At 64.5% G+C, this 23,334-nt stretch carries 25 protein-coding genes; 13 read left to right on the forward strand and 12 right to left on the reverse strand.

Features of this window, described 5'->3' with window-relative positions:
- Nucleotides 1-2: 2 nt before the first annotated feature.
- The 3 genes from OUZ49_RS02560 to OUZ49_RS02570 all read right to left on the reverse strand — a co-directional run bounded on the left by OUZ49_RS02560 (nucleotide 3) and on the right by OUZ49_RS02570 (nucleotide 2,516).
- A complete protein-coding gene (locus tag OUZ49_RS02560) occupies nucleotides 3-461 on the reverse strand; it encodes a MarR family winged helix-turn-helix transcriptional regulator (protein ID WP_266148363.1) in 459 nt (152 codons plus the stop codon).
- Between the two features lie 84 nt (nucleotides 462-545).
- A complete protein-coding gene (locus OUZ49_RS02565; RefSeq protein ID WP_380004856.1) occupies nucleotides 546-1,112 on the reverse strand; it encodes a C40 family peptidase in 567 nt (188 codons plus the stop codon).
- Nucleotides 1,113-1,211: 99 nt separating this feature from the next.
- Nucleotides 1,212-2,516 (reverse strand): hypothetical protein, encoded by a 1,305-nt coding sequence (locus OUZ49_RS02570; protein ID WP_266148364.1) that lies wholly within the window; start codon nucleotides 2,514-2,516, stop codon nucleotides 1,212-1,214.
- Nucleotides 2,517-2,585: 69 nt separating this feature from the next.
- Here OUZ49_RS02570 and OUZ49_RS02575 point away from each other — a divergent pair, with 69 nt between their 5' ends.
- From OUZ49_RS02575 to OUZ49_RS02590, 4 genes are all read left to right on the forward strand, one after another.
- The gene (locus OUZ49_RS02575) at nucleotides 2,586-3,845 is read left to right on the forward strand and encodes an NAD(P)/FAD-dependent oxidoreductase (RefSeq protein WP_266148365.1); all 1,260 of its coding nucleotides are present in this window, start codon (nucleotides 2,586-2,588) and stop codon (nucleotides 3,843-3,845) included.
- A gap of 28 nt (nucleotides 3,846-3,873) precedes the next feature.
- Nucleotides 3,874-5,220 carry a glutathione-disulfide reductase gene (gene gorA / locus OUZ49_RS02580; RefSeq protein ID WP_266148366.1) on the forward strand — a complete coding sequence of 449 codons (1,347 nt, stop codon included), beginning with the start codon at nucleotides 3,874-3,876 and terminating at the stop codon, nucleotides 5,218-5,220.
- 24 nt (nucleotides 5,221-5,244) lie between these two features.
- Entirely contained in the window at nucleotides 5,245-6,024 is a 780-nt protein-coding gene (gene hutG, locus OUZ49_RS02585) for an N-formylglutamate deformylase (RefSeq protein ID WP_266148367.1), read from the forward strand.
- 182 nt (nucleotides 6,025-6,206) lie between these two features.
- Nucleotides 6,207-6,482 carry a hypothetical protein gene (locus tag OUZ49_RS02590; RefSeq protein ID WP_266148368.1) on the forward strand — a complete coding sequence of 92 codons (276 nt, stop codon included), beginning with the start codon at nucleotides 6,207-6,209 and terminating at the stop codon, nucleotides 6,480-6,482.
- Nucleotides 6,483-6,545: 63 nt separating this feature from the next.
- Here the strand turns inward: OUZ49_RS02590 and OUZ49_RS02595 are convergent, their stop codons facing one another.
- The 7 genes from OUZ49_RS02595 to asnS all read right to left on the reverse strand — a co-directional run bounded on the left by OUZ49_RS02595 (nucleotide 6,546) and on the right by asnS (nucleotide 12,661).
- Nucleotides 6,546-6,974 carry a RidA family protein gene (locus tag OUZ49_RS02595; protein WP_266148369.1) on the reverse strand — a complete coding sequence of 143 codons (429 nt, stop codon included), beginning with the start codon at nucleotides 6,972-6,974 and terminating at the stop codon, nucleotides 6,546-6,548.
- Nucleotides 6,971-7,639 (reverse strand): carbonate dehydratase, encoded by a 669-nt coding sequence (gene can, locus OUZ49_RS02600; RefSeq protein ID WP_266148370.1) that lies wholly within the window; start codon nucleotides 7,637-7,639, stop codon nucleotides 6,971-6,973. Before can ends, OUZ49_RS02595 begins: the two co-directional genes overlap by 4 nt.
- A gap of 10 nt (nucleotides 7,640-7,649) precedes the next feature.
- Entirely contained in the window at nucleotides 7,650-9,101 is a 1,452-nt protein-coding gene (locus tag OUZ49_RS02605) for an aldehyde dehydrogenase (protein ID WP_266148371.1), read from the reverse strand.
- A gap of 74 nt (nucleotides 9,102-9,175) precedes the next feature.
- On the reverse strand, nucleotides 9,176-9,964 hold the full coding sequence (locus tag OUZ49_RS02610; protein ID WP_266148372.1) for an SDR family NAD(P)-dependent oxidoreductase: 789 nt from the start codon (nucleotides 9,962-9,964) through the stop codon (nucleotides 9,176-9,178).
- Nucleotides 9,965-10,007: 43 nt separating this feature from the next.
- Complete coding sequence (locus tag OUZ49_RS02615) at nucleotides 10,008-10,322, reverse strand: hypothetical protein (RefSeq protein ID WP_266148373.1); 315 nt, start codon at nucleotides 10,320-10,322, stop codon at nucleotides 10,008-10,010.
- A gap of 42 nt (nucleotides 10,323-10,364) precedes the next feature.
- Complete coding sequence (locus OUZ49_RS02620; RefSeq protein WP_266148374.1) at nucleotides 10,365-11,243, reverse strand: MalM family protein; 879 nt, start codon at nucleotides 11,241-11,243, stop codon at nucleotides 10,365-10,367.
- Between the two features lie 17 nt (nucleotides 11,244-11,260).
- Nucleotides 11,261-12,661: an asparagine--tRNA ligase gene (asnS, locus tag OUZ49_RS02625; RefSeq protein WP_266148375.1), complete on the reverse strand. Its 1,401-nt coding sequence runs from the start codon at nucleotides 12,659-12,661 to the stop codon at nucleotides 11,261-11,263.
- 138 nt (nucleotides 12,662-12,799) lie between these two features.
- Here asnS and OUZ49_RS02630 point away from each other — a divergent pair, with 138 nt between their 5' ends.
- The 5 genes from OUZ49_RS02630 to OUZ49_RS02650 all read left to right on the forward strand — a co-directional run bounded on the left by OUZ49_RS02630 (nucleotide 12,800) and on the right by OUZ49_RS02650 (nucleotide 16,422).
- Complete coding sequence (locus OUZ49_RS02630; RefSeq protein WP_266148376.1) at nucleotides 12,800-13,126, forward strand: HesB/IscA family protein; 327 nt, start codon at nucleotides 12,800-12,802, stop codon at nucleotides 13,124-13,126.
- 316 nt (nucleotides 13,127-13,442) lie between these two features.
- Nucleotides 13,443-13,880, forward strand: a complete 438-nt coding sequence (gene rpsF, locus OUZ49_RS02635; RefSeq protein WP_121878540.1) for a 30S ribosomal protein S6 — start codon at nucleotides 13,443-13,445, stop codon at nucleotides 13,878-13,880.
- A gap of 14 nt (nucleotides 13,881-13,894) precedes the next feature.
- Nucleotides 13,895-14,125 carry a 30S ribosomal protein S18 gene (gene rpsR, locus OUZ49_RS02640; protein WP_017462785.1) on the forward strand — a complete coding sequence of 77 codons (231 nt, stop codon included), beginning with the start codon at nucleotides 13,895-13,897 and terminating at the stop codon, nucleotides 14,123-14,125.
- Nucleotides 14,126-14,349: 224 nt separating this feature from the next.
- Nucleotides 14,350-14,799 carry a 50S ribosomal protein L9 gene (gene rplI / locus OUZ49_RS02645; protein WP_266148377.1) on the forward strand — a complete coding sequence of 150 codons (450 nt, stop codon included), beginning with the start codon at nucleotides 14,350-14,352 and terminating at the stop codon, nucleotides 14,797-14,799.
- A gap of 195 nt (nucleotides 14,800-14,994) precedes the next feature.
- Nucleotides 14,995-16,422: a replicative DNA helicase gene (locus OUZ49_RS02650; RefSeq protein WP_266148378.1), complete on the forward strand. Its 1,428-nt coding sequence runs from the start codon at nucleotides 14,995-14,997 to the stop codon at nucleotides 16,420-16,422.
- An 82-nt stretch (nucleotides 16,423-16,504) separates the two neighbouring features.
- Here OUZ49_RS02650 and OUZ49_RS02655 read toward each other — a convergent pair whose 3' ends face one another.
- Nucleotides 16,505-18,286 (reverse strand): S53 family peptidase, encoded by a 1,782-nt coding sequence (locus OUZ49_RS02655; RefSeq protein ID WP_266148380.1) that lies wholly within the window; start codon nucleotides 18,284-18,286, stop codon nucleotides 16,505-16,507.
- Nucleotides 18,287-18,900: 614 nt separating this feature from the next.
- Here OUZ49_RS02655 and OUZ49_RS02660 point away from each other — a divergent pair.
- The 3 genes from OUZ49_RS02660 (at nucleotide 18,901) to alr (ending at nucleotide 21,348) form a co-directional block, all read left to right on the forward strand.
- Nucleotides 18,901-19,053 (forward strand): DUF3309 family protein, encoded by a 153-nt coding sequence (locus tag OUZ49_RS02660; protein WP_266148381.1) that lies wholly within the window; start codon nucleotides 18,901-18,903, stop codon nucleotides 19,051-19,053.
- Nucleotides 19,054-19,065: 12 nt separating this feature from the next.
- The gene (locus OUZ49_RS02665; RefSeq protein ID WP_266148382.1) at nucleotides 19,066-19,275 is read left to right on the forward strand and encodes a hypothetical protein; all 210 of its coding nucleotides are present in this window, start codon (nucleotides 19,066-19,068) and stop codon (nucleotides 19,273-19,275) included.
- A gap of 984 nt (nucleotides 19,276-20,259) precedes the next feature.
- Nucleotides 20,260-21,348: an alanine racemase gene (gene alr, locus OUZ49_RS02670; RefSeq protein WP_266148383.1), complete on the forward strand. Its 1,089-nt coding sequence runs from the start codon at nucleotides 20,260-20,262 to the stop codon at nucleotides 21,346-21,348.
- Between the two features lie 23 nt (nucleotides 21,349-21,371).
- Here the strand turns inward: alr and OUZ49_RS02675 are convergent, their stop codons facing one another.
- On the reverse strand, nucleotides 21,372-21,578 hold the full coding sequence (locus OUZ49_RS02675; protein WP_266148384.1) for a DUF3079 domain-containing protein: 207 nt from the start codon (nucleotides 21,576-21,578) through the stop codon (nucleotides 21,372-21,374).
- Nucleotides 21,579-21,773: 195 nt separating this feature from the next.
- Between OUZ49_RS02675 and radA the strand changes: the two genes are divergently transcribed.
- Nucleotides 21,774-23,156 (forward strand): DNA repair protein RadA, encoded by a 1,383-nt coding sequence (radA, locus tag OUZ49_RS02680; protein ID WP_266148386.1) that lies wholly within the window; start codon nucleotides 21,774-21,776, stop codon nucleotides 23,154-23,156.
- Nucleotides 23,157-23,334: the final 178 nt, after the last annotated feature.

Raw genomic sequence — 23,334 nt, forward strand, 5'->3', positions numbered from 1 at the left:
GGTTAATCCTCGATCGTGGGGGTTTGGGTGTGGCGGGTAAGTTGCTTCAGTTCATCACGCAGGCGTTGCATCTGGTCGAGTGACAGCTCCAGCCGCTGCGCCAGGCATGCGGGTATATCGTTGGCCTGTTCGCGCAGGGCGAGCCCGGCCGGGGTGAGGCGGATCTCCACGACGCGCTCGTCGTCGCTGCGGCGCTGGCGACTGACCAGGCCCGCCGCTTGCAGGCGCTTCAGCAGCGGCGTCAGCGTTCCCGAATCCAACTGTAGGCGCTGACCTAGTTCACGCACGGTGACGTCGTCCTGCTCCCACAGCACCAGCATCACCAGGTATTGCGGATAGGTCAGCCCCATGGGCTCCAGCAGCGGGCGGTAAAGCCCGGTGATGGAGCGTGAGGCGGCATACAGCGCAAAACACAGTTGCTGGTCCAGCAGCAGATGGTCAGGGGTGGGCATCCGTTTCATGGGCTGCATCCTATGTGCAAAATTAAATTGTGTACAATTAAAGTTTTCGATCGAAACAATAGGCCCAGCCTGTCGAACCGGGCATCAGTCGAGCAGACGCTTGCCGAAGGCGAAGTGATCGCGCCAGTACGGGCCGTCGATATCGTCCAGCCGTACGGTACCGCCGCTGTTGGGCGCATGCACGAAGCGGCCCTTGCCGACGTAGACGCCCACGTGGCTGATGCCGCCGCTACCACCGAAGAAAACCAGGTCGCCGCTGACCAGGTCGGTCATTTGCGGCACCTTGCGCCCATCCATGGTGGACATCTCGCGCGAGCTATGCGGCAGCATGAGGCCCGCTGCGTTGCGGTAGATGTAGTCGACCAGACCGCTGCAGTCGAAACCGCCGTCGGGCGTATTGCCACCCCAACGATAAGGCGTACCGACCAGGGCGATGGCCCGGAACAGCACGTCGTTTGCCGTGCCGGTATTGGCCGCAGGCCCGCGGGCCGGCTCGTCGGCCAGCGCCGAACGGGAGTCCTTATGGGTGGCTTGCGGCTTGCGCGGGGCACTGGAACAGGCCGCCAGCAATAGCAGGGTCGCGCCCAGCAGCAGCTGGCGCGCCGGGCGCCATCGCGCTGGCGCACGTAAGGAGGGGTCGATGGCGTCCACGACTTAAGCATCCCCTGGGTTTCGGCTCGAGAGGATGCTAGCAAATCAATAGTTTGGAGGAAAGTTGTGAGTTGGTACGTGAGCAACGGTCTCAGAGTTTCATGAGCCCGGCTTGTCGACCGTCAGGTTGCGTTTGCCGGTCGTGCGTCCTTCTCGATCCCAGGCGCGCAAGGTGTATTGGCCAGGTTTCAGGTAAAGCGTATTCATGCTGTTGTCGGTCAGGAAGACATAGCGGTCGACCGGGATGGCATCGTCGGACTCCTGCGTGTAGCGGGCCTCGACGACGCAGGGAAGCTGGCGGGCGCAGATGTCGCTGGTCACCACCCGCGTCTCGCGGGTGTCCCCAAGCGACAGCCAATGAGGGCGACGTTGATGGCCTGCCTTGGGCAAGATCACGTCGACGTCATGCCGGGCCGGATCGGAGGTCCACACGCTGCCGTTCTGCCGGTTGATCAGTACCGAGGGGCGGTCGACCGGGAATTGCGCAATCAACTGGTTATACGGGTCGGTATTCGGCATCGGTCCGATATCCCGCCAGCGCGTCTGATCAATCGACAGCGGGTCGAATCCGGACAGCTGTTTCAATTGCATCGCCATCGGTTTCACGTCATCACCCAGATTGCCGGCGGCCTTGTCGATATGCGCGTAGCCCGCATGGACGAACAGGCGCGCCTTGGGGTCCTTGGCGAACACCTTCAGGTAAAGCTGGTTCGCCTGTCCCATTTCGCGGTCTGCCAGCTTCTCCGCGTCTGAGTCATAGGCGACGACCACGAAGCCTAGTCGAATCGCCTCGCGGATGATCTCGCCGTAGAGCGGCTCATGCAGATACTCGCTGCCGCTGGTGCTGATGGGATATCCGCGCTTCATCAGTTCGGTGTCGGTGTGGCTCAGCGCTTCCGCCGCGAAGTAGTTGAAGCCCTCCGCGCGCAGCAGCGGCAGCAGTGCCAGCGTCAGTTCGCGCGTGTGGGCGTCATGATGTGCCTCGTTGACCATCACGATGCGGCGGTTGGCCGCGAGCTTCGCGATCTCGCCGGCGGCGTCGGCAGACTGCCAGTCGGTGGGCGGCGGCAGCGGCACGGGCGTCTGCACCCGGTTGTCGAACGGGAAATCGTTCATGGCCTCGTTGTAGAGCCCCAATTCGTCTTCCACGGTCGCCAGCAGTTGCTGATCAATCAGGCGATCTCTTTGCTGAAGCTGCGGTATCGCCTCCCGCAGATACAGGTAGCGCGCGAGATCGTTCTTGATACGGGCCGTTTCGGTAAACAGGTCGCGCGATACGTCGGGCTGCGATGTCGCCGACGCCGGGGGAGTTGCCATCGAGCGCCCGGCCAGCAGGGCCATGGCCAGAAACAAGGCGCAGGCAGCCGCCGAACGCCAGAGATCCATCACCGAGCCAGACTTCATCACAGTCGATTCCATCGCACTGCTTCCCTTGGGGTTAGGGTCGGGCACTTCAGACGCTACAATAGTTTCATGGATGCTTCACGCAGTGATGTGCTGATTCTTGGCGGCGGCGTTATCGGCCTGGCCTGTGCCTATTACCTGCTGAAGTCCGGAGCTACCGTGCGCATTTTGGAGCAGGGTACCCCGGGCTGCGGCAGTTCGCACGGCAATTGTGGAACGATCACGCCCAGCCATGCCGCGCCCCTGGCGATGCCGGGTGCGTTGGGCGTGGCCTTGCGTTCCATGCTTCGATCGGACGCGCCGCTCTACCTCAACCCCCGTTTCGATGGTCCGCGCCTGCGCTGGATGCTGGGCTTCGCCCGGCACTGCAACTGGCGCGACTTTGATCATGCGGCCAGGGCACGCGCGGCCATCCTCAATCGTTCCAGGTCCTTGCTGCCCGCGCTGATCCGTGACGAGGGCCTTGATTGCGAGTTCCGCGAGGGCGGCGTGTTGTACGTGTATCGCACGCCACAGGCGCTGCAAGGTGACGAGAAGCATCACGCCCAGCTGCTCGATCAACTCGGCGTCGAAGTGCAGCGGCTGCGTGGCGATGAGGTGGAGGCCATGGAGCCGGCATTGAAGCCGGGCGTGGCCGGTGGCCTGTTCCATCCCGGCGACGCCCGCCTGCGCCCGGACCGCTATGTGGCGGAACTGGCGCGTCGGGTGTTGGAGCTAGGTGGATCGATCGAAACCGGCGCGCGCATCGATCACGTGGGCACGCGCGACGGCAGCATCGACTTCGTCCGCACGACGCGCGGCGTGTTTCGCGGTGACCGCGTGGTGATGGCGCTTGGCGCTTGGTCACCCTTGCTCGGCAGGCAGCTTGGCCTGCACCTGCCCATGCAGCCCGGCAAGGGTTATTCGCTGACCTATACGCGCCCGGTGCATGCGCCGCGCCATGCCCTGGTGCTGCGTGAGGCGGCCGTGTGCGTGACCACCTGGGACAGCGGTTACCGCCTGGGCAGCACCATGGAATTCTCCGGCTATTCCGAAGGGCTCAATCGCACGCGCCTGGACGCTTTGCGTCGCGGCGCGGCTCAAGGTCTGCACGAGCCGGAAGGGCCGCAACTGCTGGAGGAGTGGTGGGGTTGGCGGCCGATGAGCGTGGACGAAGTGCCGATCATCGGACCGAGTACGCGTTGGTCCAATCTCACCCTGGCAACGGCTCACGGCATGCTCGGCGTAAGCATGTCGGCAGCGACGGGCGAACTGGTGGCGGGCATGCTGGGCGGCAAGGGGCTGCCGATCGATCCCACGCCTTATGCACCGGCAAGGTTTGGCGCGTAATCCTTGATGCCACCCGATGGAGACAGGCATGGCCGATAGCTTCGATCTGATCGTGCTGGGCGGAGGTTCGGGCGGGTTGGCCGTGGCGGTCCGCGCTGCGCGGCATGGCGCGCGCGTGGCGATGCTCGAGCCGGGCGCGCTCGGCGGTACCTGCGTCAATGTCGGCTGCGTCCCCAAGAAAGCGCTGTGGTATGCCGCGCAGCTGGCGCAGGAACAACGGTTGGCGCTGGACTACGGCTTTGCTTCCAGCCCAGGAGCACTCGACTGGGAGCACTTCCGGCAGTTACGCCAGGACTATATCGATGGCATTCGCCAACGCTATGCCGCTCGCCTCGCCGACGCCGGCATCCAGTTGCTCGCCGAAACCGGTCGCTTCGTCGCCGCCGATACGGTAGCCACGTCCAGCGGCAACGAGTTGCGCGCCACGCAGATTGTCATCGCCACCGGCGCGCGCCCCCGACGGCTGGAGCTGCCCGGCTTCGAGCTGGGCCTGGTTTCCGACGACATCTTTGCGTTGCGCAGCTTGCCGCGTCGTATCGCCGTCGTCGGTGGTGGCTACATCGCGGTGGAGTTCGCCGGTCTGTTGCGCGCACTGGGCAGCGATGTCACGTTGCACGTGCGCAGCCGGCTGCTCTCGGGTTTCGATGCGGAACTGGTCGATGCATTGGAACAGCGCATGCTTGCACAAGGCATCGCCGTCACGCATGGCGTGCAGGTCGCGGGCTTGCGCCGTGCGGACGACGGCATCGTGCTGGACGACGCCGTCAGCGGCGAGTGTGGCCCGTACGACGCCGTGCTCTGGGCCGTGGGGCGCGTGCCCAATAGCGAGCGTCTCGATCTGGACGCTGCAGGCGTGCGTGTCGACGACGAAGGCCATGTGATCGTCGATGACTGGCAGAACAGCACGACTCCCGGCATCTGCGCGGTGGGCGACGTCACCGGTCGCGAGGAGCTCACGCCGGTGGCGGTAGCGGCGGGGCGCAATCTCGCCGATCGCCTGTTCGGCGGACAGCCGGAGAGTCGGCTTGATTACGAGAACGTGCCGAGCGTGGTGTTTGCCGAGCCGCCGCTGGCCAGGGTTGGCCTCACCGAGGCGCAAGCACAGGAGCTATATGGCGATGGTTTGCGCGTTTATCGCAGCCGTTTCACGCCCATGCAGTGGGCGCTGACCGGGCACGGCAGCAAGACCATCATGAAGCTGCTTTGCGCTGGCGACGATGAGCGCGTCGTCGGCATCCATGTGTTCGGCGCGGGTGCGGATGAGATGCTCCAGGGTTTCGCCGTGGCGATGCGCATGGGTCTGCGCAAGCGCGACATGGACAGCACGGTCGCCATCCATCCCAGCTCCGCCGAAGAGCTGGTGCTGATGTCCTGAGCTCATGCCGGTTAGACTTTGACGATGAGTACCTACAGCCTGCATCGCGGCACTGCGCCGCTGTTGATCAGTCTGCCGCACGACGGCAGTGCCATTCCCGCCGACGTAGCTGACCGCATGCTGCCGGCAGCACGGCGCTCGGTGGACACCGACTGGCATGTCGGGCGCTTGTACGAGCCCTTGGCCAAGGCCCTGGGCGCGAGTCTGTTGAAACCGGTGGCATCGCGCTACGTGGTCGACCTCAACCGTCCCGCCGACGGCCAGGCGCTATACCCGGGGCGTCGCGAGACGGGCCTGGTATCGACCATCGGCTTCGATGGCGCGCCGCTTTATCGCGACGGTGCCGAGCCGACGGCCGACGAAATTCAACGGCGGGTAAATGAATTCTGGCGTCCCTACCACGACGCCTTGTCGCAAGAACTTGAACGACTGCGCGCCGAACACGGCCGCGTGGTGCTGTGGGAAGGGCATTCCATCCGCAGCCGCGTGCCCATGCTGTTCGACGGCCAGCTGCCGGATTTCAACCTGGGCACGGCCGACGGCGCCAGTTGCGGGGGCGGGCTGCAGCAGCGCCTGCAAACCGCGCTGGAAGGCCAGTCCCGCTACAGTTTCGTGGTCAATGGACGCTTCAAGGGCGGCTACATCACGCGCCATTACGGTCGCCCGCAAGACGGTGTGCACGCCGTGCAGCTGGAGCTGGCCCAGCTCAACTACATGGACGAAGACAGCTTCGCGTATGACGAGGCGAAGGCATCGCAGCTGCAGGCGACCATGGGACAGCTGCTGCGCCTTTGCATCGAGTGACGCAAGAATATTCGGTCGATGTTAGGGAGTCGGAAAGTCAAGCTCCGCCGGCCTGAACAGCGCCTGCGCACGTAGAAAACGGTGGTTTCGATGCGTCGCGAAACATGCCATGTTTTAGCCGTCGCGCCGCCCGTGTTGCCGGGTTCCGGCCGGGTCCGCGGCATGACCTGTTGAGGCTCATCATGATGCGTAAGTTCGCGATCGCTTCCCTGCTGGTGGCGGGGGTTGCTCTCTCTGGTTCGGTGCTGGCGCAGAACGCAGCCCCGCAGGCTGCGCCCGCGACCAAACCGGCGGCGGCCCAGCCGGCCCAGCCGGCCAGCTCTTCTACCAAGCACCACAAGAAGGGTAATAAGCCGACCCAGATCAGTGGCCAGCCTGGCGCCGCCAAGGGCGGCAAATCCGGCAAGCATTCCGGCAAGTCGACCCTGCCGCCGGTGACGTCCGGCCCGTCGACGTAAAGCGTTGGCGCGTGAAACCCCGGTGGCGGCCACCGGGGTTTCCATCTCGGCTGAGCCGATCGCTCAGCGATCGCTGCGCGGCAGCGCGGCCACGCACTTCAGTTCGATCGCGATGGGCGTGGGCAGGGCGGTGATGCCCAGGGTCGTGCGGCAGGCGTCCACGCCGGCGAAATACTCGGCATAGAGCCGGTTGTAGGTGGCGAAGTCGCGCGCCATGTCGGTCAGGAACACCGTGACGTCGACCAGTTGCTCCCAGCGTGCCCCGCTGGCTTCGAGCACGGCGCGCACGTTCGCGAACACCTGGCGGCATTGCGCCTCGATGTCATAGTCGACCAGCGCGCCCTGCGCATCGTGGACGTTGCCCGGTATCGCATTCGTGCCCGGCATGCGCGGCCCCACCCCGGACAGGAACAGCAGGTCGCCCACACGCCGTGCATGCGGGTAGGCACCGACCGGTGCCGGGGCCTGTTCGGTGCGGACGACGTCGCTCATCGGTTGAACTCGGGCACCGTGCCAAGGCGCTGCAGGGCCGCCTCGTAGGCAGGCCGCAGTTGCTCGCGCGAGCTGACATGCATGCCAAGGTCATTCACATGCCCGTCGAACAGGCTGTAGCACCACGCGTGCACGGACAGCTTCTGGCCGCGCTCCCACGCATCCATCACCATCGTCGTGTGGCAGACATTGAGCACCTGTTCCATCGCGTTGAGTTCGCACAGGCGGCTGTTGCGCAGATTCATCATGTCGATGGACGACAGCATGCCGGAATGCTTCTGCGCCACATCGCCGACATGGCGCAGCCAGTTGTCGACCAGGCCGAGGCGACGCTCGTCGAGCACCGCCTGCACGCCGCCGCAGCCGTAATGGCCGACCACCAGGATGTGCTCGACCTTGAGCACGTCGACGGCAAACTGGATGGTGCTGAGGCAGTTGAGGTCGGTATGCGACACCACGTTGGCGACGTTGCGCTGGACGAAGATGTCGCCCGGCGGCAGGTCCACGATCTGGGTGGCCGGTACGCGCGAATCGGAGCAGCCGATCCACAGGTATTTCGGCGCCTGTTGCTGGGAGAGGCGCTCGAAGAAGCGCGGATCCTGCGCGCGCACGTCGGCGGACCAGCGGCGATTGCTGTCGAGCAGATTCTGTAGCGGACTGTTCACGGCGGGACTCTCAATAGCGAATGCAGATGTTTTTCGGTTCGGTGAAGAAGCGCAGCGCTTCCGTGCCACCTTCGCGGCCCAGGCCGGATTGCTTGGTGCCGCCAAACGGGGTGCGCAAATCGCGCAGCAGCCAGCAGTTGATCCATACGATGCCGAAGTCGAGCTGGCCGCCGAAGCGATGCGCACGGGAAAGGTCGCGCGTCCACACCGAGGCGGCCAGGCCGTAGCCGGTGCCGTTGGCAATGGACAGTGCTTCGGCTTCATCGTCGAACGGAATCAGGCTGACGACCGGTCCGAAAATTTCGTGTTGATTGGTAGCGGCGTGGCCATCCAGCCCTTCGATCACGGTGGGCTGCACGAACCAGCCATCGGCGCAGCGGCCGTCCATGTTCACGACTTCACCACCGCACAAGACGTGGCCACCTTCGTCGCGCGCCTGGGCAATGCAGCCCATGACCTTGTCGAAATGTTCCCGTGAAACCAGTGCGCCAAGATCCGTGCTGCCGTCGTTGGGATCGCCCACGCGCAGTGCCTGCACGCGCGCCAGATAGCGCTCGCGAAACGATGCGTAGATGGAGCGTTGTACCAGCAGGCGTGAGCCGCACAGGCAGATCTCGCCCTGGTTGGCGAAGCCCGAGCGCACGATGGTGTCCAGCTGGGCATCGCTGAGATCGGCGTCCTCGAACACCACGGCCGGGTTCTTGCCGCCCAGTTCCAGCGACAGCTTCTTGAACTGCGGAGCCGCCACGCTGGCGATCTGTGCGCCGGTGCGTGTGCTCCCGGTGAACGACACTGCCTTGACGCCGGCATGCTCGACGATGGCCTGGCCCACGCTGGGGCCACGGCCGTGCACGATGTTCAGTACGCCGGCCGGCATGCCAGCCTCGATGCTCAGCTCGCCGAGCAGGGCGGCCGTACAGGGGGTGATTTCCGACGGTTTGGCCACCACCGCATTGCCGGCGGCCAGGGCCGGCGCAATCTTCCAGGTGAACAGATACAGCGGCAGGTTCCACGGGCTGATGCAGCCCACCACGCCGAGTGGCTGGCGCAGCGTGTAATTGATCGCGCCGACTTCCATCGCATGCGACTCGCTGCTCCACGGCACGATGGCGGCGGCGAAGTAGCGGAGGTTGGAGACGGCGCGCGGAATATCGAGGCCGCGGGCCAGGCTCAGTGGCTTGCCGCTGTCGCGCGATTCCAGCGCGACAAACTCTTCGAGGCGCGCTTCGATCAAGTCGGCCAGTCGCTGCAGCAGGCGGGCGCGCTGCTCGGCCGGCGTCGCGCTCCAGCCGGGCGCGGCGCGTTGGGCTGCGGCGACGGCATCGGCAACGTCTTGCGCGGACGAGTCCGGGCAGTGTGCGAATACCTGGCCGGTGGCGGGCTCGAATACATCGAGCCAGCGCGAATCACGTGGCGCCTGCAGGCGACCGTCGATCAGATTGGCGAGGCGCAGGTTTGGCATCGGCGGAAGCTTAGAGCCTGCGCCCGATATTTGCACCGGACGCCGCCGTATGCGTGGCACGGATCAGAGCATCCCTAGCTCAGCGAGCGCGTGCGGCCACCGTCCACGGCGATGCTCACACCGTTCACATAGGCCGCGGCAGGCGTACACAGGAAGGCGATCACGGCCGCCACCTCCGCGGCGTCGCCGAAGCGTCGCGCCGGCACCGTGGCCAGCATCGCTTGCGCCACTTCGTCTTCGCTGCGTCCACTGCCGGCGACTTGAGCTGCGAGGATGGCGTCCAGCCGGGCCGTGCGGGTGTAGCCGGGCAGCACGTTGTTGATCGTGATGCCATCGGCGGCCAGTTCGTTCGATAGCGTCTTGGCCCAGGCAGCCACCGCCGCGCGCACCGTATTTGACACGCCCAGGCCGACGATCGGCTCCTTCACCGAGGTGGAGATCACATTGACGATGCGGCCATAAGCGCTGGCCCGCATGCCTGGCAAGAGCGTTTGCACCAGGGTCTGGCCGGCCAGCATGTGCTGGCGAAACGCGCTCTCGAAGGCATCGGTTGCTGCCGTGTGCGCCGGGCCACCCGGTGGGCCACCGGTGTTGTTGATCAGGATCTGCGCCGGATGCTCGGCCACGATATCAGCCACGGTGCGGCGCAGGTTGTCCGTCTGCAGCATGTCGACGGCAAGCCAGCGATGGTGTTGATCATGCTTGCGCGGCAGGGCCTCGGCCACGGTCTGCAAGGCCTCGGCCGAGCGCGCGAGCAGGGTTACGCTGGCGCCCAGTTCCGCCAGTTCGATCGCGCTGGCGCGACCGATGCCTTGCGAGGCGCCGCAGACGAGGGCGTGGCGCCCACTCAGGTCAAGCAACATGGTGAGCCCCTTCGGAACGTGGAGTCGGGATGGATCAGGCCCTTCAGCGTGCCGCCCATTGCATGGCGAGCGCGCCGAACCAGCACAGCCAGGCCACCCACGGACAATAACGCCACAGGCGTCGCCAGCGGGTGATGCCGTCGTCGTCCAGCGCCGGCAGCACCGGTGAGCGCAGCGCGAGCTGCAGCCGCAGCCAGGTGCGCCATGGCGTCGTGGGGCGTCCATCGGCCTCGGCGATGATTTGCCATTGCTGCGGATGCTTGTCGCGCAACAGCGAGGCGACGCGGTACTGCGCCACGAAGTGCAGCACGAAGCTGACCACGCCGGCGACCAGTAACATTAGGTAGAGCTCGATCATGCCGCGCCTGTCTTCAGTGGTCGATGTGAATCATGCAGTAGATCAGCCCTTGCCGGCACCGGCGTTGGCTGCCGATGCGGCGCCATCGGCTGGCGTCGCGCTGCTGTTCTTGGCTTCGGCGCTCTTGCTGCTGGAGCTCCCCCATCCCGGCACCGGAATGGACTCGCGCAGCGTGTTGAGCACGCCGTTGCCCTGTTCAGGCTTGCCGCAGATGGCGTTGTTCACGGCATCCTTGAACGTATTGTCCATCAGTCCGATCCAGACCGTGCCATCGGGCCCATGCGGCACCTTGAAGCTGCCGGTGGCGGCCATCTTCACCGGCGCCTCGGCCGAGAAAGACGCTGGCGACTGCTCCCAGTAGGTGCTGCCGGCCTGTTGCTTGGCCGAGCTGTAGAGGACCAGGTAACGAGCACGCTTGTCGGTGATTTCCATGCTGCCGAACGCGCCCGAGGTCTGGTCCGTCCAGCCCATGTGTTCGCACAGGCCGACATCCTGCGAGCTGATCGGCTGGAACGCTTCGTCCAGCACCACCACGGTGGGAGCGAACAAATAGCTGGAGCGCAGCCAGCGGCCGTTCAATTCGGACTTGATCGCCACGCGGTACGGCAGCTCGACTTCGCGCGGCAGGCTGAAACTGAGGAAATAACTGCGCTCGCCATTGAGATTGCCGACCAGGCTGCCCGGACCCAGCGCGAATTTCTTCGGTTGCCAGGGCAGGGCGTTCTGGAACGAGAAGTCCGCAAACGTGGTGCAGCACGGCGTCGCCTTCTGCAATTCGGCCTTCGCCGCATCGAGACTGCTGCGATTGTTCTCCGGCGGCCTCAGGTTCGGCGGCACCAGCGTCTTCACGCTATGGCAGCCGCTTACCAGCAGCAGGACGAAAACGACGAGAGCAGTGACGACGGGTAGGCGATAACGCATAAGCTGATTCGTGTGGGTCAGAATTCGGCCGTCCCCGCTGCGCGCGGGTAGGGGATGGCGTCGCGAATATTGGACAGGCCGCACACATAGACCAGCAGGCGTTCGAAGCCCAGGCCGAAGCCGGCGTGCGGCACGGTGCCGTAACGGCGAAGATCACGATACCAGCCGTAGGTGGCCGGATCGAGGCCGAACTGGGCCATGCGGCGGTCCAGGTAGTCGAGGCGTTCTTCGCGCTGCGCGCCGCCGATGATCTCGCCGATGCCAGGCGCCAGCACGTCCATCGCGGCGACGGTCTTGCCGTCGTCGTTCAAGCGCATATAGAACGCCTTGATCTGCTCGGGGTAGTTCATCACCACCACCGGACGGCCGACGTGCTTCTCGGCGAGATAGCGTTCGTGCTCGGTCTGCAGGTCGATGCCCCAGGCCACCGGGAATTCAAACTTCTGGCCGGACTTCTTCAGGATCTCGATGGCGTCGGTGTAGTCGATGCGTTCGAACGGCTGCGCGATGAACGACTCCAGCCGGCTGATCGCATCAGGCTGCACGCGCTCGGCAAAGAACGCCATGTCATCCGGGCGCTCGTCCAGCACCGCCTTGAAGATGGCCTTGAGGAAACCCTCGGCGCAGTCGGCGTTGTCGTGCAGGTTGGCGAAGGCGATTTCCGGCTCCACCATCCAGAACTCGGCCAGGTGGCGCGGCGTGTTGGAGTTCTCGGCGCGGAAGGTCGGGCCGAACGTGTAGACCTTGCTCATCGCCAGGCAGTAAGCCTCGACATTGAGCTGGCCGGACACGGTGAGAAACGCTTCGCGGCCGAAGAAATCCTTGCGGAAATCAATCTTGCCGTTTTCGTTGCGCGGCAGGTTGGCCAGGTCCAGGGTGGACAGGCGGAACATGTCGCCCGCGCCTTCGGCATCGGAGGTGGTGATGATCGGGGTGTTGATCCAGAAGAAACCCTGTTCGGTGAGCCAGCGATGGATCGCCGTCATCATGGTGTGGCGCACGCGGGTCACGGCGCCGAACAGGTTGGTGCGCGGGCGCAGATGCGCCACTTCGCGCAGGAATTCCATCGAGTGCTGCTTGGGCTGAATCGGATACGTCTCCGGGTCGTCGACGAAACCGGTTACCGTCACTTCGCTGGCCTGGATCTCGAAACTCTGGCCCTTGCCCTGCGAGGCCACCAGGGTGCCGGTGACGATCACGCCCGCGCCGGCGGTGAGGTGCTTCACCTCGGTTTCGTAATTGGCGACCTGGTCGGTGACCACCGCCTGGATCGGGTCGAAGCAGGAACCATCGCTCACATTGACGAAGGACAGGCCCGCCTTCGAATCGCGCCGGGTGCGGACCCAGCCGCGCACGGTCACGGTGTTGCCGGCTTCGATGCTGCCGGAAAGAGCCTGCTTAACACTAACCACCGCCATGGATTGAAACTCCTGCTGGGCGCCGCATATCGGACGCGTAAGACCAAGTTCGACATGATAATGTACGTATCGTTCAGGTAGCGACCCTTCGCACCTCGATTTCCAATCCTCGTAGCACCTCGGTATTTGCATCCAGCCATGACCATCACCATCACTCCCGCTGCCAGCGAACGCATGCGCCAGTTTCTGGCCGGTACGCCGGAGGCCGCCGGCGTCCGCTTCGGCGTGAAGCGCACCGGGTGCTCCGGTTTTGGCTATGTGGTGGACCTGGCCGATGCGCTGGGCAGTGACGACCAACTGGTGAATGTCGACGGCGTGCCGCTGATCGTGGACGCCAAGAGCCTGGCCCTGGTCGACGGCACGGTGATCGATTTTCAGCGCCAGGGTCTGAACGCCAGCTTCGTCTTCCACAATCCCAACGCGACAGGTGAGTGCGGTTGCGGCGAGAGTTTTACCGTCGGGTAAAGACAGGGGTTAGGGACGGGTAGTGAGGGCGCACGAGTGGTGTGCCACCGCGATCCTTGGCCCCCAGTCTTACATCGCTCGACCCTCGCCCCTCGACCCTTGGTGCCAGTCGCCTGAAGCCTGCGGCCGCGTCCTTCGTGCGCCCCGCTACCCGCCTTACACCCCGGGCAAGCCCCCCAACTTGCGCCAAACCCCCGTCCCGCCGTAGAATTCCGCTTCTGTCCGAGGCGAAAGGCCCCGGATGGAACCTTGCCTCACCGCATCGTGCGGGAGGCTGCGAGGCCGCAAGGCCGCATCCACAAGGAGTCACCCAACAATGTCCCTGCGACATTACGAAGTTGTGTTTCTGGTCCACCCTGACCAGAGCGAGCAGGTCCCGGCGATGATCGAGCGCTACAAGGCGCTGATCGAAACCGACGGTGGCAAGATCCATCGCCTGGAAGACTGGGGCCGCCGTCAGCTGGCCTACCCGATCGTGAACCTGGCCAAGGCTCACTACGTCATGCTCAACATCGAAGTGAGCCAGAACGCGCTGAACGAGCTGGAGTCGGGTTTCCGCTTCAACGACGCCGTGCTGCGCCACCTGGTGGTTCGCCGCGATGAGGCCGACACCGAGCAGTCCTTCATCCTCAAGAGCAAGGAAAAGGACGACGCCAAGTCCTCGCGTCGCCGCGATGACGACAGCGACGGTGACGAGCGCCCGGCACGTCGCGACCGCGACGACCGCGATAACGATCGCGACAGCGACGACTGATCAGGAGCCAAGACATGTCAAAGTTCTTCCGCCGCCGCAAGTTCTGCCGCTTCACGGCCGAAAAAGTCAAAGAGATCGATTACAAGGATCTCAACACCCTGCGCCAGTACGTGACCGAGAACGGCAAGATCGTTCCCAGCCGCATCACCGGCACCAAGGCTCGCTACCAGCGTCAGCTGGCGACCGCGATCAAGCGCGCTCGCTTCCTGGCTCTGCTGCCGTACACCGACAACCACGACGTCTAATGCGTCGATCCTTCTCCCCTCCGGGGAGAAGGTGCCTCGTAAGGGGCGGATGAAGGGTCGGGGCTTGCGCCAACGCAGATTCGAAGCACGCATTGAATCAGCCGTCCGGCGAGCACCCACCCCTCACCCCAACCCTCTCCCCAGTGGGGAGAGGGAGTTGGAAAATTCGGACAACCGTCCACGGCTGCGCCGGGCCACACCGGTGCTAACGAAAAGGAACCATCATGGAACTCATTCTTCTCGAAAAAGTCCGCAACCTCGGCAACCTGGGCGACAAGGTCAAGGTCAAGCCGGGTTACGGCCGTAACTACCTGCTGCCCCAGGGCAAGGCCGTGCCGGTCAACGCCGCCAACCTCGAAGCCTTCGAGAAGCGCCGCGCCGAGTACGAGGCCAAGGCCAAGGACCAGCTGTCCGGCGCCGAAGGCCGCAAGGCCAAGCTGGAAGGCGTGTCGGTGACCATCGCCGCGAACGCCAGTCCGGAAGGCAAGCTGTACGGCTCGGTCGGCCCGCGCGAAATCGCCGAGGCTCTCCAGGCCGCTGGCCAGGACGTCAACAAGGGTGAAGTGATCCAGGGCGAAGGCCCGATCCGCCACACCGGCGAGTTCGACGTCGTGATCAGCCTGCACGCTGACGTGCAGACCCAGGTCAAGGTGATCGTGGTCGGCGAAAAGTAAGCCGATTCATCGCTATGTAGTACCCGGACGGGCGCCTCCAGGGCGCCCGTCTGCTTTTGTGTCGGCACTTATCCACGCCTGCACACAGGTTATCCACAGACTTATGGTCTCGCGGCATGAGATGGCGCCGCGTATGCTCTGTGCCCAACGTCATGCCGCCGGCGAATGCGTGCCGGGCCGCAGCGAGGAATCTTGATGCCCTTCGTTACTGATCGTACAGATCGCCCTGAGCGCCGCGGTCGTTCCGAGCGCAGGCCTCCTTCCAACATCGACGCGCTGCGCGTGCCGCCGAGTTCGATCGACGCGGAGCAGGCGGTACTGGGCGGCCTCATGCTGTCCCCCGACTCGCTGGACAAGGTGGCCGACCGCCTGAGCGAGCAGGACTTCTACCGCAAGGACCACCGCCTGATCTGGCGTGCCATCACCGAGCTGGCGGCCAAGGGCATGCCTTGCGATGCGGTGACCCTGGGCGACTGGTTCGAGGCCAACGGCCTGGGTGACCTGGTCGGTGGCGCCTCGTACCTGATCGACCTGGCCAACACCACGCCCAGTGCGGCGAATATTGCTGCGTACGCAGAAATCGTGCGTGAGAAGTCGGTGTTGCGCCAGCTGATCGACGCCGGCACCGGCATCGCCGAGGACGGCTATCAGCCCGAAGGGATGGGCGTACAGGAGGTGCTGGAGCGCGCCGAGCAGGCGGTCTTCAAGATCGCCGAGTCGGGTGCCCGCGGCAAGAAAGACACGGTGTCGATGCGCGAGGCGGTCAAGGACGCGTTTCGCATCCTGTCCGAGCGCTTCGAGAACAAGGGCCAGCTCACCGGCGTCTCCACCGGCTTTTCGGATCTCGATGAACTTACTTCGGGCCTGCAGCCCTCCGACTTGATCATCGTCGCGGCGCGACCCTCGATGGGCAAGACGGCGTTCTCGGTGAACATTGCCGAAGCGGTGGCGATGCGCGGCAAGAAGGCCGTGGCGATCTTCTCGATGGAGATGTCGGCCTCGCAGCTGGCCTTCCGTATGATTTCCTCGGTCGGCCGCATCCACGCGCAGCATCTGCGCAACGGCGACCTGGCCGAGGAAGACTGGCCGCGCGTCACCAATGCCATCGCCTTGCTGTCCGAGGCGAAGATCTTCATCGATGACACGCCGGGCCTGTCCCCGGTGGAAATGCGTTCGCGTTCCCGTCGACTGCATCGTGAGCACGGTGGCCTGGGCCTGATCGTGATCGACTACCTGCAGCTGATGCAGGTGCCGGGCATGAAGGAGAATCGCGCCACCGAAATCTCGGAGATCTCGCGCTCGCTGAAGGGACTGGCCAAGGAACTCAATTGCCCGGTGATCGCGTTGTCGCAGTTGAACCGCTCGCTGGAGCAGCGCGCCGACAAGCGGCCGATGATGTCCGACCTGCGCGAGTCGGGCGCTATCGAGCAGGACGCCGACGTGATCATGTTCATCTACCGCGACGAGTACTACAACAAGGAATCGCCCGATAAGGGTCTCGCCGAAATCATCATCGGCAAGCAGCGAAACGGTCCGACCGACACGATCAAGCTCACCTTCCTCGGCCACTACACCAAGTTCGAGAACTACGCGCCCGATTCGTTCGTTGGCGCCTTCGAGTGAGCCAAAAGCGCCAGCCATCCGATGGCGGGTAAACGACACAAGGGGCGGCCATGGGCCGCCCCTTGTGCATGTACGTGACTGCTTACGGATGCGTGGCGGTGTTGAAGCCCGGCGTGGCGCTGATGAAGGCGGCTGCCGACTGGATGTCGAAGCTGCCCCAACCGGTCGCGTTGTCACGGCCAGCGGTGGCCGAGTAGTAGCCATTGTTGCCGGTGGTGACGTCGTGGAACGGGAACTGGCTGGAGTAGGCGTAGAGCGCCGGAGCGGCGAAGCCCAGTCCGTTGCCGTTGGCCGACTCAAGCCGCGCCCAGGCACCGACGAACAGCGGCGAGGCCAGGCTGGTGCCGCCATTGGTGTAGTAGCCCGACTGTGGGATGCCCGAGGTGGAGCTCGCCGTGAAGTAGACGATGATCGGCGAGTTCGTCCAGTCCGCATCGAAGGCCACGTCCGGCACCGAGCGGTGGGCATAGCTGCTCGACTGCCAGCTCGGCGTCGCTTCCGAACTGCTCACGCCGCCGCCGCTGTACGGCCAGGAGGCTTCCGAGGTGTAGGCGTCGGCCGAGGTGGTGTTCAAGGTCGTGCCGCCTGCGGCCACCACGTAGGGCGAGCTTGCCGGGTAGTTCACGGACAGCGTGGATGTGCTGCCGTAGCTGCCGTTCTGCGGTGCCGTGCTGCCGTTCGGGCACGGATACGAGCCGTTGTCGCCGGTAGCGGCCGAGAAGGTCTGGCCCTGGGTCACGCCGAGCTGGAAGGCCGAGTCGGCGAAGCCGGGCGCGCCGTCGCACTCGGGCAGGCCCCATGACATGTTGATCACGCGGGCGGTGTTGTCGCTCACCGCCTTGTTGATCACCGTCAGCAGGCCGCTGTTGGACGCGCCGCTCGAGCCCGTGCGGCTGCTGTAGGTGCCGCCGTCGGTATAGAAGATCAGCTTCTGCACGCCGCCGCTGATGCCGACGATGGCCTGTGCGTCCATGCCCCATTCGCCCTGGCCGCTATCGTCGGTGCTGCTCTTGGTCACGGTGGATTCGATCGCGGTCGGCACGGCGGTGAGGCCCTGGCCGCTTTCGAACTTGCTCAGGTCCGTCTGTGCATTGGTCATGCTGCCCCAGCCAAGGATCGCCACCGTGGTCGAGGTGGCGGCCGTGGTGGTGCCGGCGTGATAGACGGTGGCGAACTCCTGCGGATAGTAGGCATGCGCCGCGGAGTTGCCGGTCACCGAGACGACCGTGTAGGCCGGCTTGATTTGCGAGGACGGCAACGAGAACACGCGGGCCTGGTGCAGCGTGTTGAAGCCGAGCACCTGGTCGACCTGGGCGCTCAGCGCCGAGGGGATCTGGACGTCCGTCGTATTGGCAATGCCGTCATGGCCGTTGCGGCTGAAATGACCGATCGAGGTGCGGAATGCGTTGCGCGCCGAACCCACGGTGCCGTCGGCCGTCACCAGCAGGCGGTTCGAAGCGATCTGGATGTTGGTAAAGCCCTGCTGGCTGAGATAGTCGGCGACCGCCTGTGCTTGCTGCTGCGTGGGCGCAAACAACGCCGTGCTGTCCTGGCTGCTCAGGAACTGGTGATAGGACGGGCTGCCAGGACGGAACAACTCGTTGATGTAGCTATCGAGTACGTCCTGATTGCGCAGTTTCAGGGTAACCGTGATGGATACGGGTTCCTGGTCCGCTGCATAGCCGTTGAACTTGGCGTTGGCGGTATAGGGGGCAAACGTGCGCGTGGCCGACCAGGTCGTGGCATCGGCGCTATACGCAGGCCCGCTGGCGAGTACCCCTTGCATGCCGATCAGCAACGCCAGCGCTCCGGCCAGACGTCCGCGCGTCAGGACGCGCGACACACCATTTCCAGCATTCTTCATACAGAGATACTCCTAAAGTGAATGGATACTCCGGTTCGGGCTTGCCTTCGCAGCATCGATCGCGCGTCGACACACCAACGGCTCGGCTCGCCTCCGGGCGGCCGAGATGACGCGATCGATTCGGGATGGAGCGTGCGTGTCCGAACACGCTCCTGCAGATTCCCGGTCTGCGAGTTTTTTTATAGAGGAGCGAACACCTTCAATGTGTGCGAGCTCGCACAGATTGTTGCCGCTGCGCGGATTTGCTTATGACTTTATGGCGCTGGCTTATAGTCAATAAGTTATCAGTTGCATCGCAAATTCATGTGGTGGCGACAGTGACTCGAGGTGCGCCAAGCGTTGCTGCTCGAGGTCACGTGGATGCGAAAACCGTGTCGCGTTGCGTCACTCATCACTGCGCGATTTCTCGGCGATGTCGCCACCGTTGATGAATCGTGCCTTGCCAAGCCAGGCGATGTAACGACGCATCCAGCCCTCCATCAGCTTGGGCTCATCTCACGAAATGCCAGCTGTACCGCGGGCCTGTCCTATGCATCACCTACACGAAATCCACCGGGGCCATTCACGTGCGCGGGCGCAGCCTGCCAGCTGTGTTTACACCAGAGGCGTAACCCATGTCGCTCATTCTTCTGCTCATCATCGTGTTGCTTCTGCTTGGCGCTGTCCCGGCCTGGCCGTATAGCCGCTCCTGGGGTTACGGGCCAAGCGGTGGCCTCGGCATCATTCTTGTCGTTCTCATCGTCTTGCTCGTCATGGGCGTCATCTGAGGTGAGGTGGCCATGAACAGATCATGGATTCTCGCGTTGCTGGTTGGCGGTTGCGTACCCCTTGCCGGCTGCGGGAGTACCACGCGCGTGGTGCAGAACAACGAGACCTGCGGCAGGCAAATGACGGATTTGCAGAATGCGCTTGCTTCGGGCGCCATGACCCAGCACGAATATGAGCGGGCTCGCCGGGAAGCGATCAAGCGCTGCGATAAGTCGTCCTAGGATCTTGCTGGCGCGATGGCGCCCGGCAGGAAGCCTCGCGGGGTACGAGGCTGTGACGGGCGTCGGGGCCGGTCCTTGGGTCCCGGCGCCCCAGGCGAGATCACCGGCTCGTAATTGCGGATGTCGCCTATGCGCACATTCTTGCCGAAGAAAGTCGACGTGACGAATGCGTTTGGCCGTCTATCAGGCGGTCGTCACGTAACGTAACGGCGCCTGTACGCGATCTTTCACCTATGCAGCTTTTACACGGAAAACACCTGGGACGTTTACGTCGTCGGGCGCAGCCTGTTGGGCGCGTTTCTCCGAGGTGCATCCATGTCGATGATTCCTCAGCAGTCATCTTGCTTTTACCGCCTGCTGCCATCCCTTTTCGCTGCAAAGCCGCTCCTGATGCCACGGGCCGGGCAGCAGCCTGGGTGCCAACCTCCCTGTTCCGATGGTGTTACTCGTTATGGGTGTTCCGTGAGGTGCACTGGTCATGAACAAATCACTGCTACCAGGTCTTTTGTTGGGTTGCTGTATGGCGCTTGTGGGCTGCGCGAGTACGACCCGCGTTGCGCAAAAGAATGAGCCTTGCGATATGCGGTTGCTGGATTTGCGCGGCGCGTTTGACGCCGGTCGCATGGATCAGACGCAATATACGCACGCTCGCCGCGACGCGGTCAGGCGCTGCCAAGGGGCGTAAGGCGCGCCTGGCTTCTCTCTGAAGGAGTGGGTTGCCAGCTGCTTGTCGGCTTGCCGCCGGCAGCGGCAAGGCATGCGTGTCGCGCCGGCTTGGGGCCAGGCTTGAGCGGCGGGTCGTGGATTGCCCGATAACTGCCATCGTGATGGCTCGATCCAGCCGCGGGGTGGGGTTAGGGTTGGGGCGTCGCATCGGGTGGATCAGGCAGTGCTGCTAAGCTGCCTGCAAGGTCCGCGGCAAACGTCCGTCCCGGAGCGTCCCTCTCCTCTCTTATCGCGCCGCGGCTGCGGCACCAAGCAGGCATGAGTCGTACTACTGTCGCCACCGTCCATCTCGGCGCATTGCGCCACAATCTGGCCCGCATCAAGGCGCTGTCCGCGCCGGCGAAGGTGATGGCCGTGGTCAAGGCCGATGCGTATGGGCATGGGCTGGAACGCGTGGCGCGTGCGCTCGATGGCGAGGCGGACGCCTTTGCCGTGGCGGCGCTGGGCGATGGACTGCGCCTGCGTGCGGCGGGACATCGGCAACGTATCGTGGTGTTGTCCGGTCCGGACCAGGCCAGCGATATCGCAGAAATGCAGCGACTGAATCTGGATGCAGCGATCCATCACGAAGCGCAACTGCATTGGTTGAAGGAAGCGTCACCAGCGCGGGGCTCGCTGCGCGTGTGGCTGAAGGTAGACAGTGGCATGCATCGCCTGGGCTTCGCGCCGGAGGCGGTAGGGTTTGTGCATGCGCAGCTGGCGACCATCCCGGGGATCGATCCGGAAATCGGCTTGCTGACGCATTTTGCCGAGTCGGAAGTGTTTGATGGGATGCAGACGCCTGCGCAGATCATTCGCTTCGCCGAGGCCACGCGAGGCCTGCGTGGGCCGCGCTCGCTATCCAACTCCGCTGCCGTGCTTGGCTGGGCCGATGCGCGCGGCGACTGGGTGCGTACGGGCGGCTTGCTGTATGGGCTCTCCGTGGTGGACGGAAAAACCGGCGCGGACTTTGGTTTCCGCCCGGCCATGACGCTGAGCACGCGTTTGATTGCAATCAATCGGATCGGCAAGGGCGAGCGCATCGGCTACAACGGCACGTGGACCTGTCCGGAAGACATGGCGGTAGGCGTGGCCGCCGTGGGTTATGGCGATGGTTACCCGCGCAGCGCGGTGGCCGGTACGCCCGTGCTGGTGGGCGAGCGGCAGGTGCCGCTTATCGGCCGCGTGTCCATGGACCTGATCACGCTGGACCTGCGCCAGGCGCCTGACGCCAAGGTGGGCGATCGTGTCACCTTGTGGGGAGAGCCATTGCCGGTCGAGATCATCGCTGCACAGGCGGGCACCATCTCGTACGACCTGACTTGCGGCATGACCCGTCGCGTCTTGTTTGTCGAAGACGAGCACTGATTGCGCTCGCGGATACCGGCAACCTAAGCGGGCTCCAGGGGATCGGCGCAACGCGCCGATGCCGTGTCCAGGCCGAACTCCAGCCAGTCGTCGCCAAACGACTCGACCGGGTGCGGCGTGCGTTCGGAGCCATTGCCGCAGCGCAACGCATCGGCGGCGCAGTACTTGTCGCAGCCCCAGCAAATCCGCTCGGGATGCTTGGGGTGCAGGGCGATCTTCTTTGACTTCATGCTGCCGATCAGCGGTCCGGAGAGCCGAAGATGACCGTACGCGGCCCAGGTCGGCCCCGCCTTGATGCAGGTCAGTCATCCGTCGGATTCCGCGGCTGCGGGGAGCAAGGCCCTGGCGGGGGGGCACGCGTCTCGCCGTTTGCGATGCCGGGAGGCTAAGCTCTCCCAACTACGTACCTCAACCTGGAAATCCGCATGGCCAAAGCCAAGACCGCCTATGTCTGCACCGACTGCGGTGCAGAGCATTCGAAATGGCAGGGCCAGTGCATTGAATGCGGCGCCTGGAACACCTTGAGCGAATTCGTGGTGCAGCCTGCGGTGAAGTCCGCAGGTGCTGCGCGCAGTACGACTGGCTACGCGGGCGCTGCGGCGGGTTCGCCTAAGGTGACGCCGCTGACCGCGGTCGCCTTGAATGCCGAAACGCGCACGCTTACCGGCATCGGCGAACTGGATCGCGTGCTGGGCGGTGGCCTGGTCGATGGTTCGGTGGTGCTGATTGGCGGCGATCCGGGCATCGGCAAATCCACCTTGCTGTTGCAGATGCTGGGTACGCTCGGCGCGCAGCTGTCCAGCGTCTACGTCACCGGCGAGGAATCGCTGGCCCAGGTCGCTGCGCGCGCGCAGCGCCTGGACCTGCCGCTGGCGCCGCTGCACGCGCTGGCCGAAACCTGCATCGAGCGCATCATCGAACAGGCCCTGGCGAACCGGCCACGGGTCCTGGTGATCGACTCGATCCAGACCATCTGGACCGAGCTGCTCACGGCGGCGCCGGGCTCGGTGAGCCAGGTGCGCGAATCGGCGGCCAAGCTCACCCGTTTTGCCAAGGAAACCGGCACCTCGGTGTTCCTGGTGGGACACGTCACCAAGGAGGGCGGCATCGCGGGACCGCGCGTGCTCGAGCACATGGTGGACGCGGTGCTGTATTTCGAAGGCGAATCCGGCAGCCGCTTCCGCGTGTTGCGCGCGTTCAAGAACCGCTTCGGCGCCGTCAACGAGCTGGGCGTATTCGCCATGTCGGAAAAGGGCTTGCGTGAAGTGTCCAATCCCTCGGCGATCTTCCTCTCCGCGCATAGCGGTCCGACGTCGGGTAGCGCCGTGATGGTGACGCGCGAGGGTACGCGGCCGCTGCTGGTCGAGGTGCAGGCGCTGGTGGACCAATCATCACTGGGCAACCCGCGGCGCGTGGCCCTGGGTCTGGAGCAGAACCGCCTGGCCATGCTGCTGGCCGTCTTGCATCGACATGGCGGTGTGGCGGCCTACGACCAGGACGTGTTCGTCAACGTGGTCGGCGGCATTCGCGTGCAGGAAACGGCAGCCGATATGCCGGTGCTGCTGGCGGTGCTGTCCAGCCTGCGCGATCGTCCGCTGCCGGAGAAGAACATCGCCTTTGGCGAAGTGGGCCTTTCCGGGGAAATTCGGCCGGTGCCGAATGGCGAGGAGCGCTTGAAGGAAGCTGCACACCACGGTTTCCAGCGTGCCATCGTGCCGAAGGCGAATGCGCCGAAGAAGGGGCGCGTGGGTGATATGGAGGTGGTGGCGGTGGAGCGGCTGTCGGAAGCCATTGACGCCTGCCGCTGAGCTTTCTTCCTCTTCTCTCCTTCGGGCGCCTCGAACGCTTGCTGGCGCTCTCTGCTCCTTCTCCCCGTCGGGGAGAAGGTTGGGATGAGGGGCGGGTGCTCGCGACAGCGCGACAACCGAGCGTGGCTGCAAGGGTGCCGCTTACGCAGCGGGCGTTTCGACTGCCTGCCGGCAGCCG

The sequence above is a fragment of the Dyella halodurans genome (genome assembly GCF_026283925.1).
GTDB lineage: Bacteria > Pseudomonadota > Gammaproteobacteria > Xanthomonadales > Rhodanobacteraceae > Dyella > Dyella halodurans.

Coding starts and splice junctions, on each gene's coding strand:
- OUZ49_RS02560 (WP_266148363.1), bottom strand. CDS start 461: ATGAAACGGATGCCCACCCCTGACCATCTGCTGCTGGACCAGCAACTG.
- OUZ49_RS02570 (WP_266148364.1), bottom strand. CDS start 2,516: ATGAAGTCTGGCTCGGTGATGGATCTCTGGCGTTCGGCGGCTGCCTGC.
- OUZ49_RS02575 (WP_266148365.1), top strand. CDS start 2,586: ATGGATGCTTCACGCAGTGATGTGCTGATTCTTGGCGGCGGCGTTATC.
- gorA (WP_266148366.1), top strand. CDS start 3,874: ATGGCCGATAGCTTCGATCTGATCGTGCTGGGCGGAGGTTCGGGCGGG.
- hutG (WP_266148367.1), top strand. CDS start 5,245: ATGAGTACCTACAGCCTGCATCGCGGCACTGCGCCGCTGTTGATCAGT.
- OUZ49_RS02590 (WP_266148368.1), top strand. CDS start 6,207: ATGATGCGTAAGTTCGCGATCGCTTCCCTGCTGGTGGCGGGGGTTGCT.
- OUZ49_RS02595 (WP_266148369.1), bottom strand. CDS start 6,974: ATGAGCGACGTCGTCCGCACCGAACAGGCCCCGGCACCGGTCGGTGCC.
- OUZ49_RS02605 (WP_266148371.1), bottom strand. CDS start 9,101: ATGCCAAACCTGCGCCTCGCCAATCTGATCGACGGTCGCCTGCAGGCG.
- OUZ49_RS02610 (WP_266148372.1), bottom strand. CDS start 9,964: ATGTTGCTTGACCTGAGTGGGCGCCACGCCCTCGTCTGCGGCGCCTCG.
- OUZ49_RS02615 (WP_266148373.1), bottom strand. CDS start 10,322: ATGATCGAGCTCTACCTAATGTTACTGGTCGCCGGCGTGGTCAGCTTC.
- OUZ49_RS02620 (WP_266148374.1), bottom strand. CDS start 11,243: ATGCGTTATCGCCTACCCGTCGTCACTGCTCTCGTCGTTTTCGTCCTG.
- asnS (WP_266148375.1), bottom strand. CDS start 12,661: ATGGCGGTGGTTAGTGTTAAGCAGGCTCTTTCCGGCAGCATCGAAGCC.
- OUZ49_RS02630 (WP_266148376.1), top strand. CDS start 12,800: ATGACCATCACCATCACTCCCGCTGCCAGCGAACGCATGCGCCAGTTT.
- rpsF (WP_121878540.1), top strand. CDS start 13,443: ATGTCCCTGCGACATTACGAAGTTGTGTTTCTGGTCCACCCTGACCAG.
- rpsR (WP_017462785.1), top strand. CDS start 13,895: ATGTCAAAGTTCTTCCGCCGCCGCAAGTTCTGCCGCTTCACGGCCGAA.
- rplI (WP_266148377.1), top strand. CDS start 14,350: ATGGAACTCATTCTTCTCGAAAAAGTCCGCAACCTCGGCAACCTGGGC.
- OUZ49_RS02650 (WP_266148378.1), top strand. CDS start 14,995: ATGCCCTTCGTTACTGATCGTACAGATCGCCCTGAGCGCCGCGGTCGT.
- OUZ49_RS02655 (WP_266148380.1), bottom strand. CDS start 18,286: ATGAAGAATGCTGGAAATGGTGTGTCGCGCGTCCTGACGCGCGGACGT.
- OUZ49_RS02660 (WP_266148381.1), top strand. CDS start 18,901: ATGTCGCTCATTCTTCTGCTCATCATCGTGTTGCTTCTGCTTGGCGCT.
- OUZ49_RS02665 (WP_266148382.1), top strand. CDS start 19,066: ATGAACAGATCATGGATTCTCGCGTTGCTGGTTGGCGGTTGCGTACCC.
- alr (WP_266148383.1), top strand. CDS start 20,260: ATGAGTCGTACTACTGTCGCCACCGTCCATCTCGGCGCATTGCGCCAC.
- OUZ49_RS02675 (WP_266148384.1), bottom strand. CDS start 21,578: ATGAAGTCAAAGAAGATCGCCCTGCACCCCAAGCATCCCGAGCGGATT.
- radA (WP_266148386.1), top strand. CDS start 21,774: ATGGCCAAAGCCAAGACCGCCTATGTCTGCACCGACTGCGGTGCAGAG.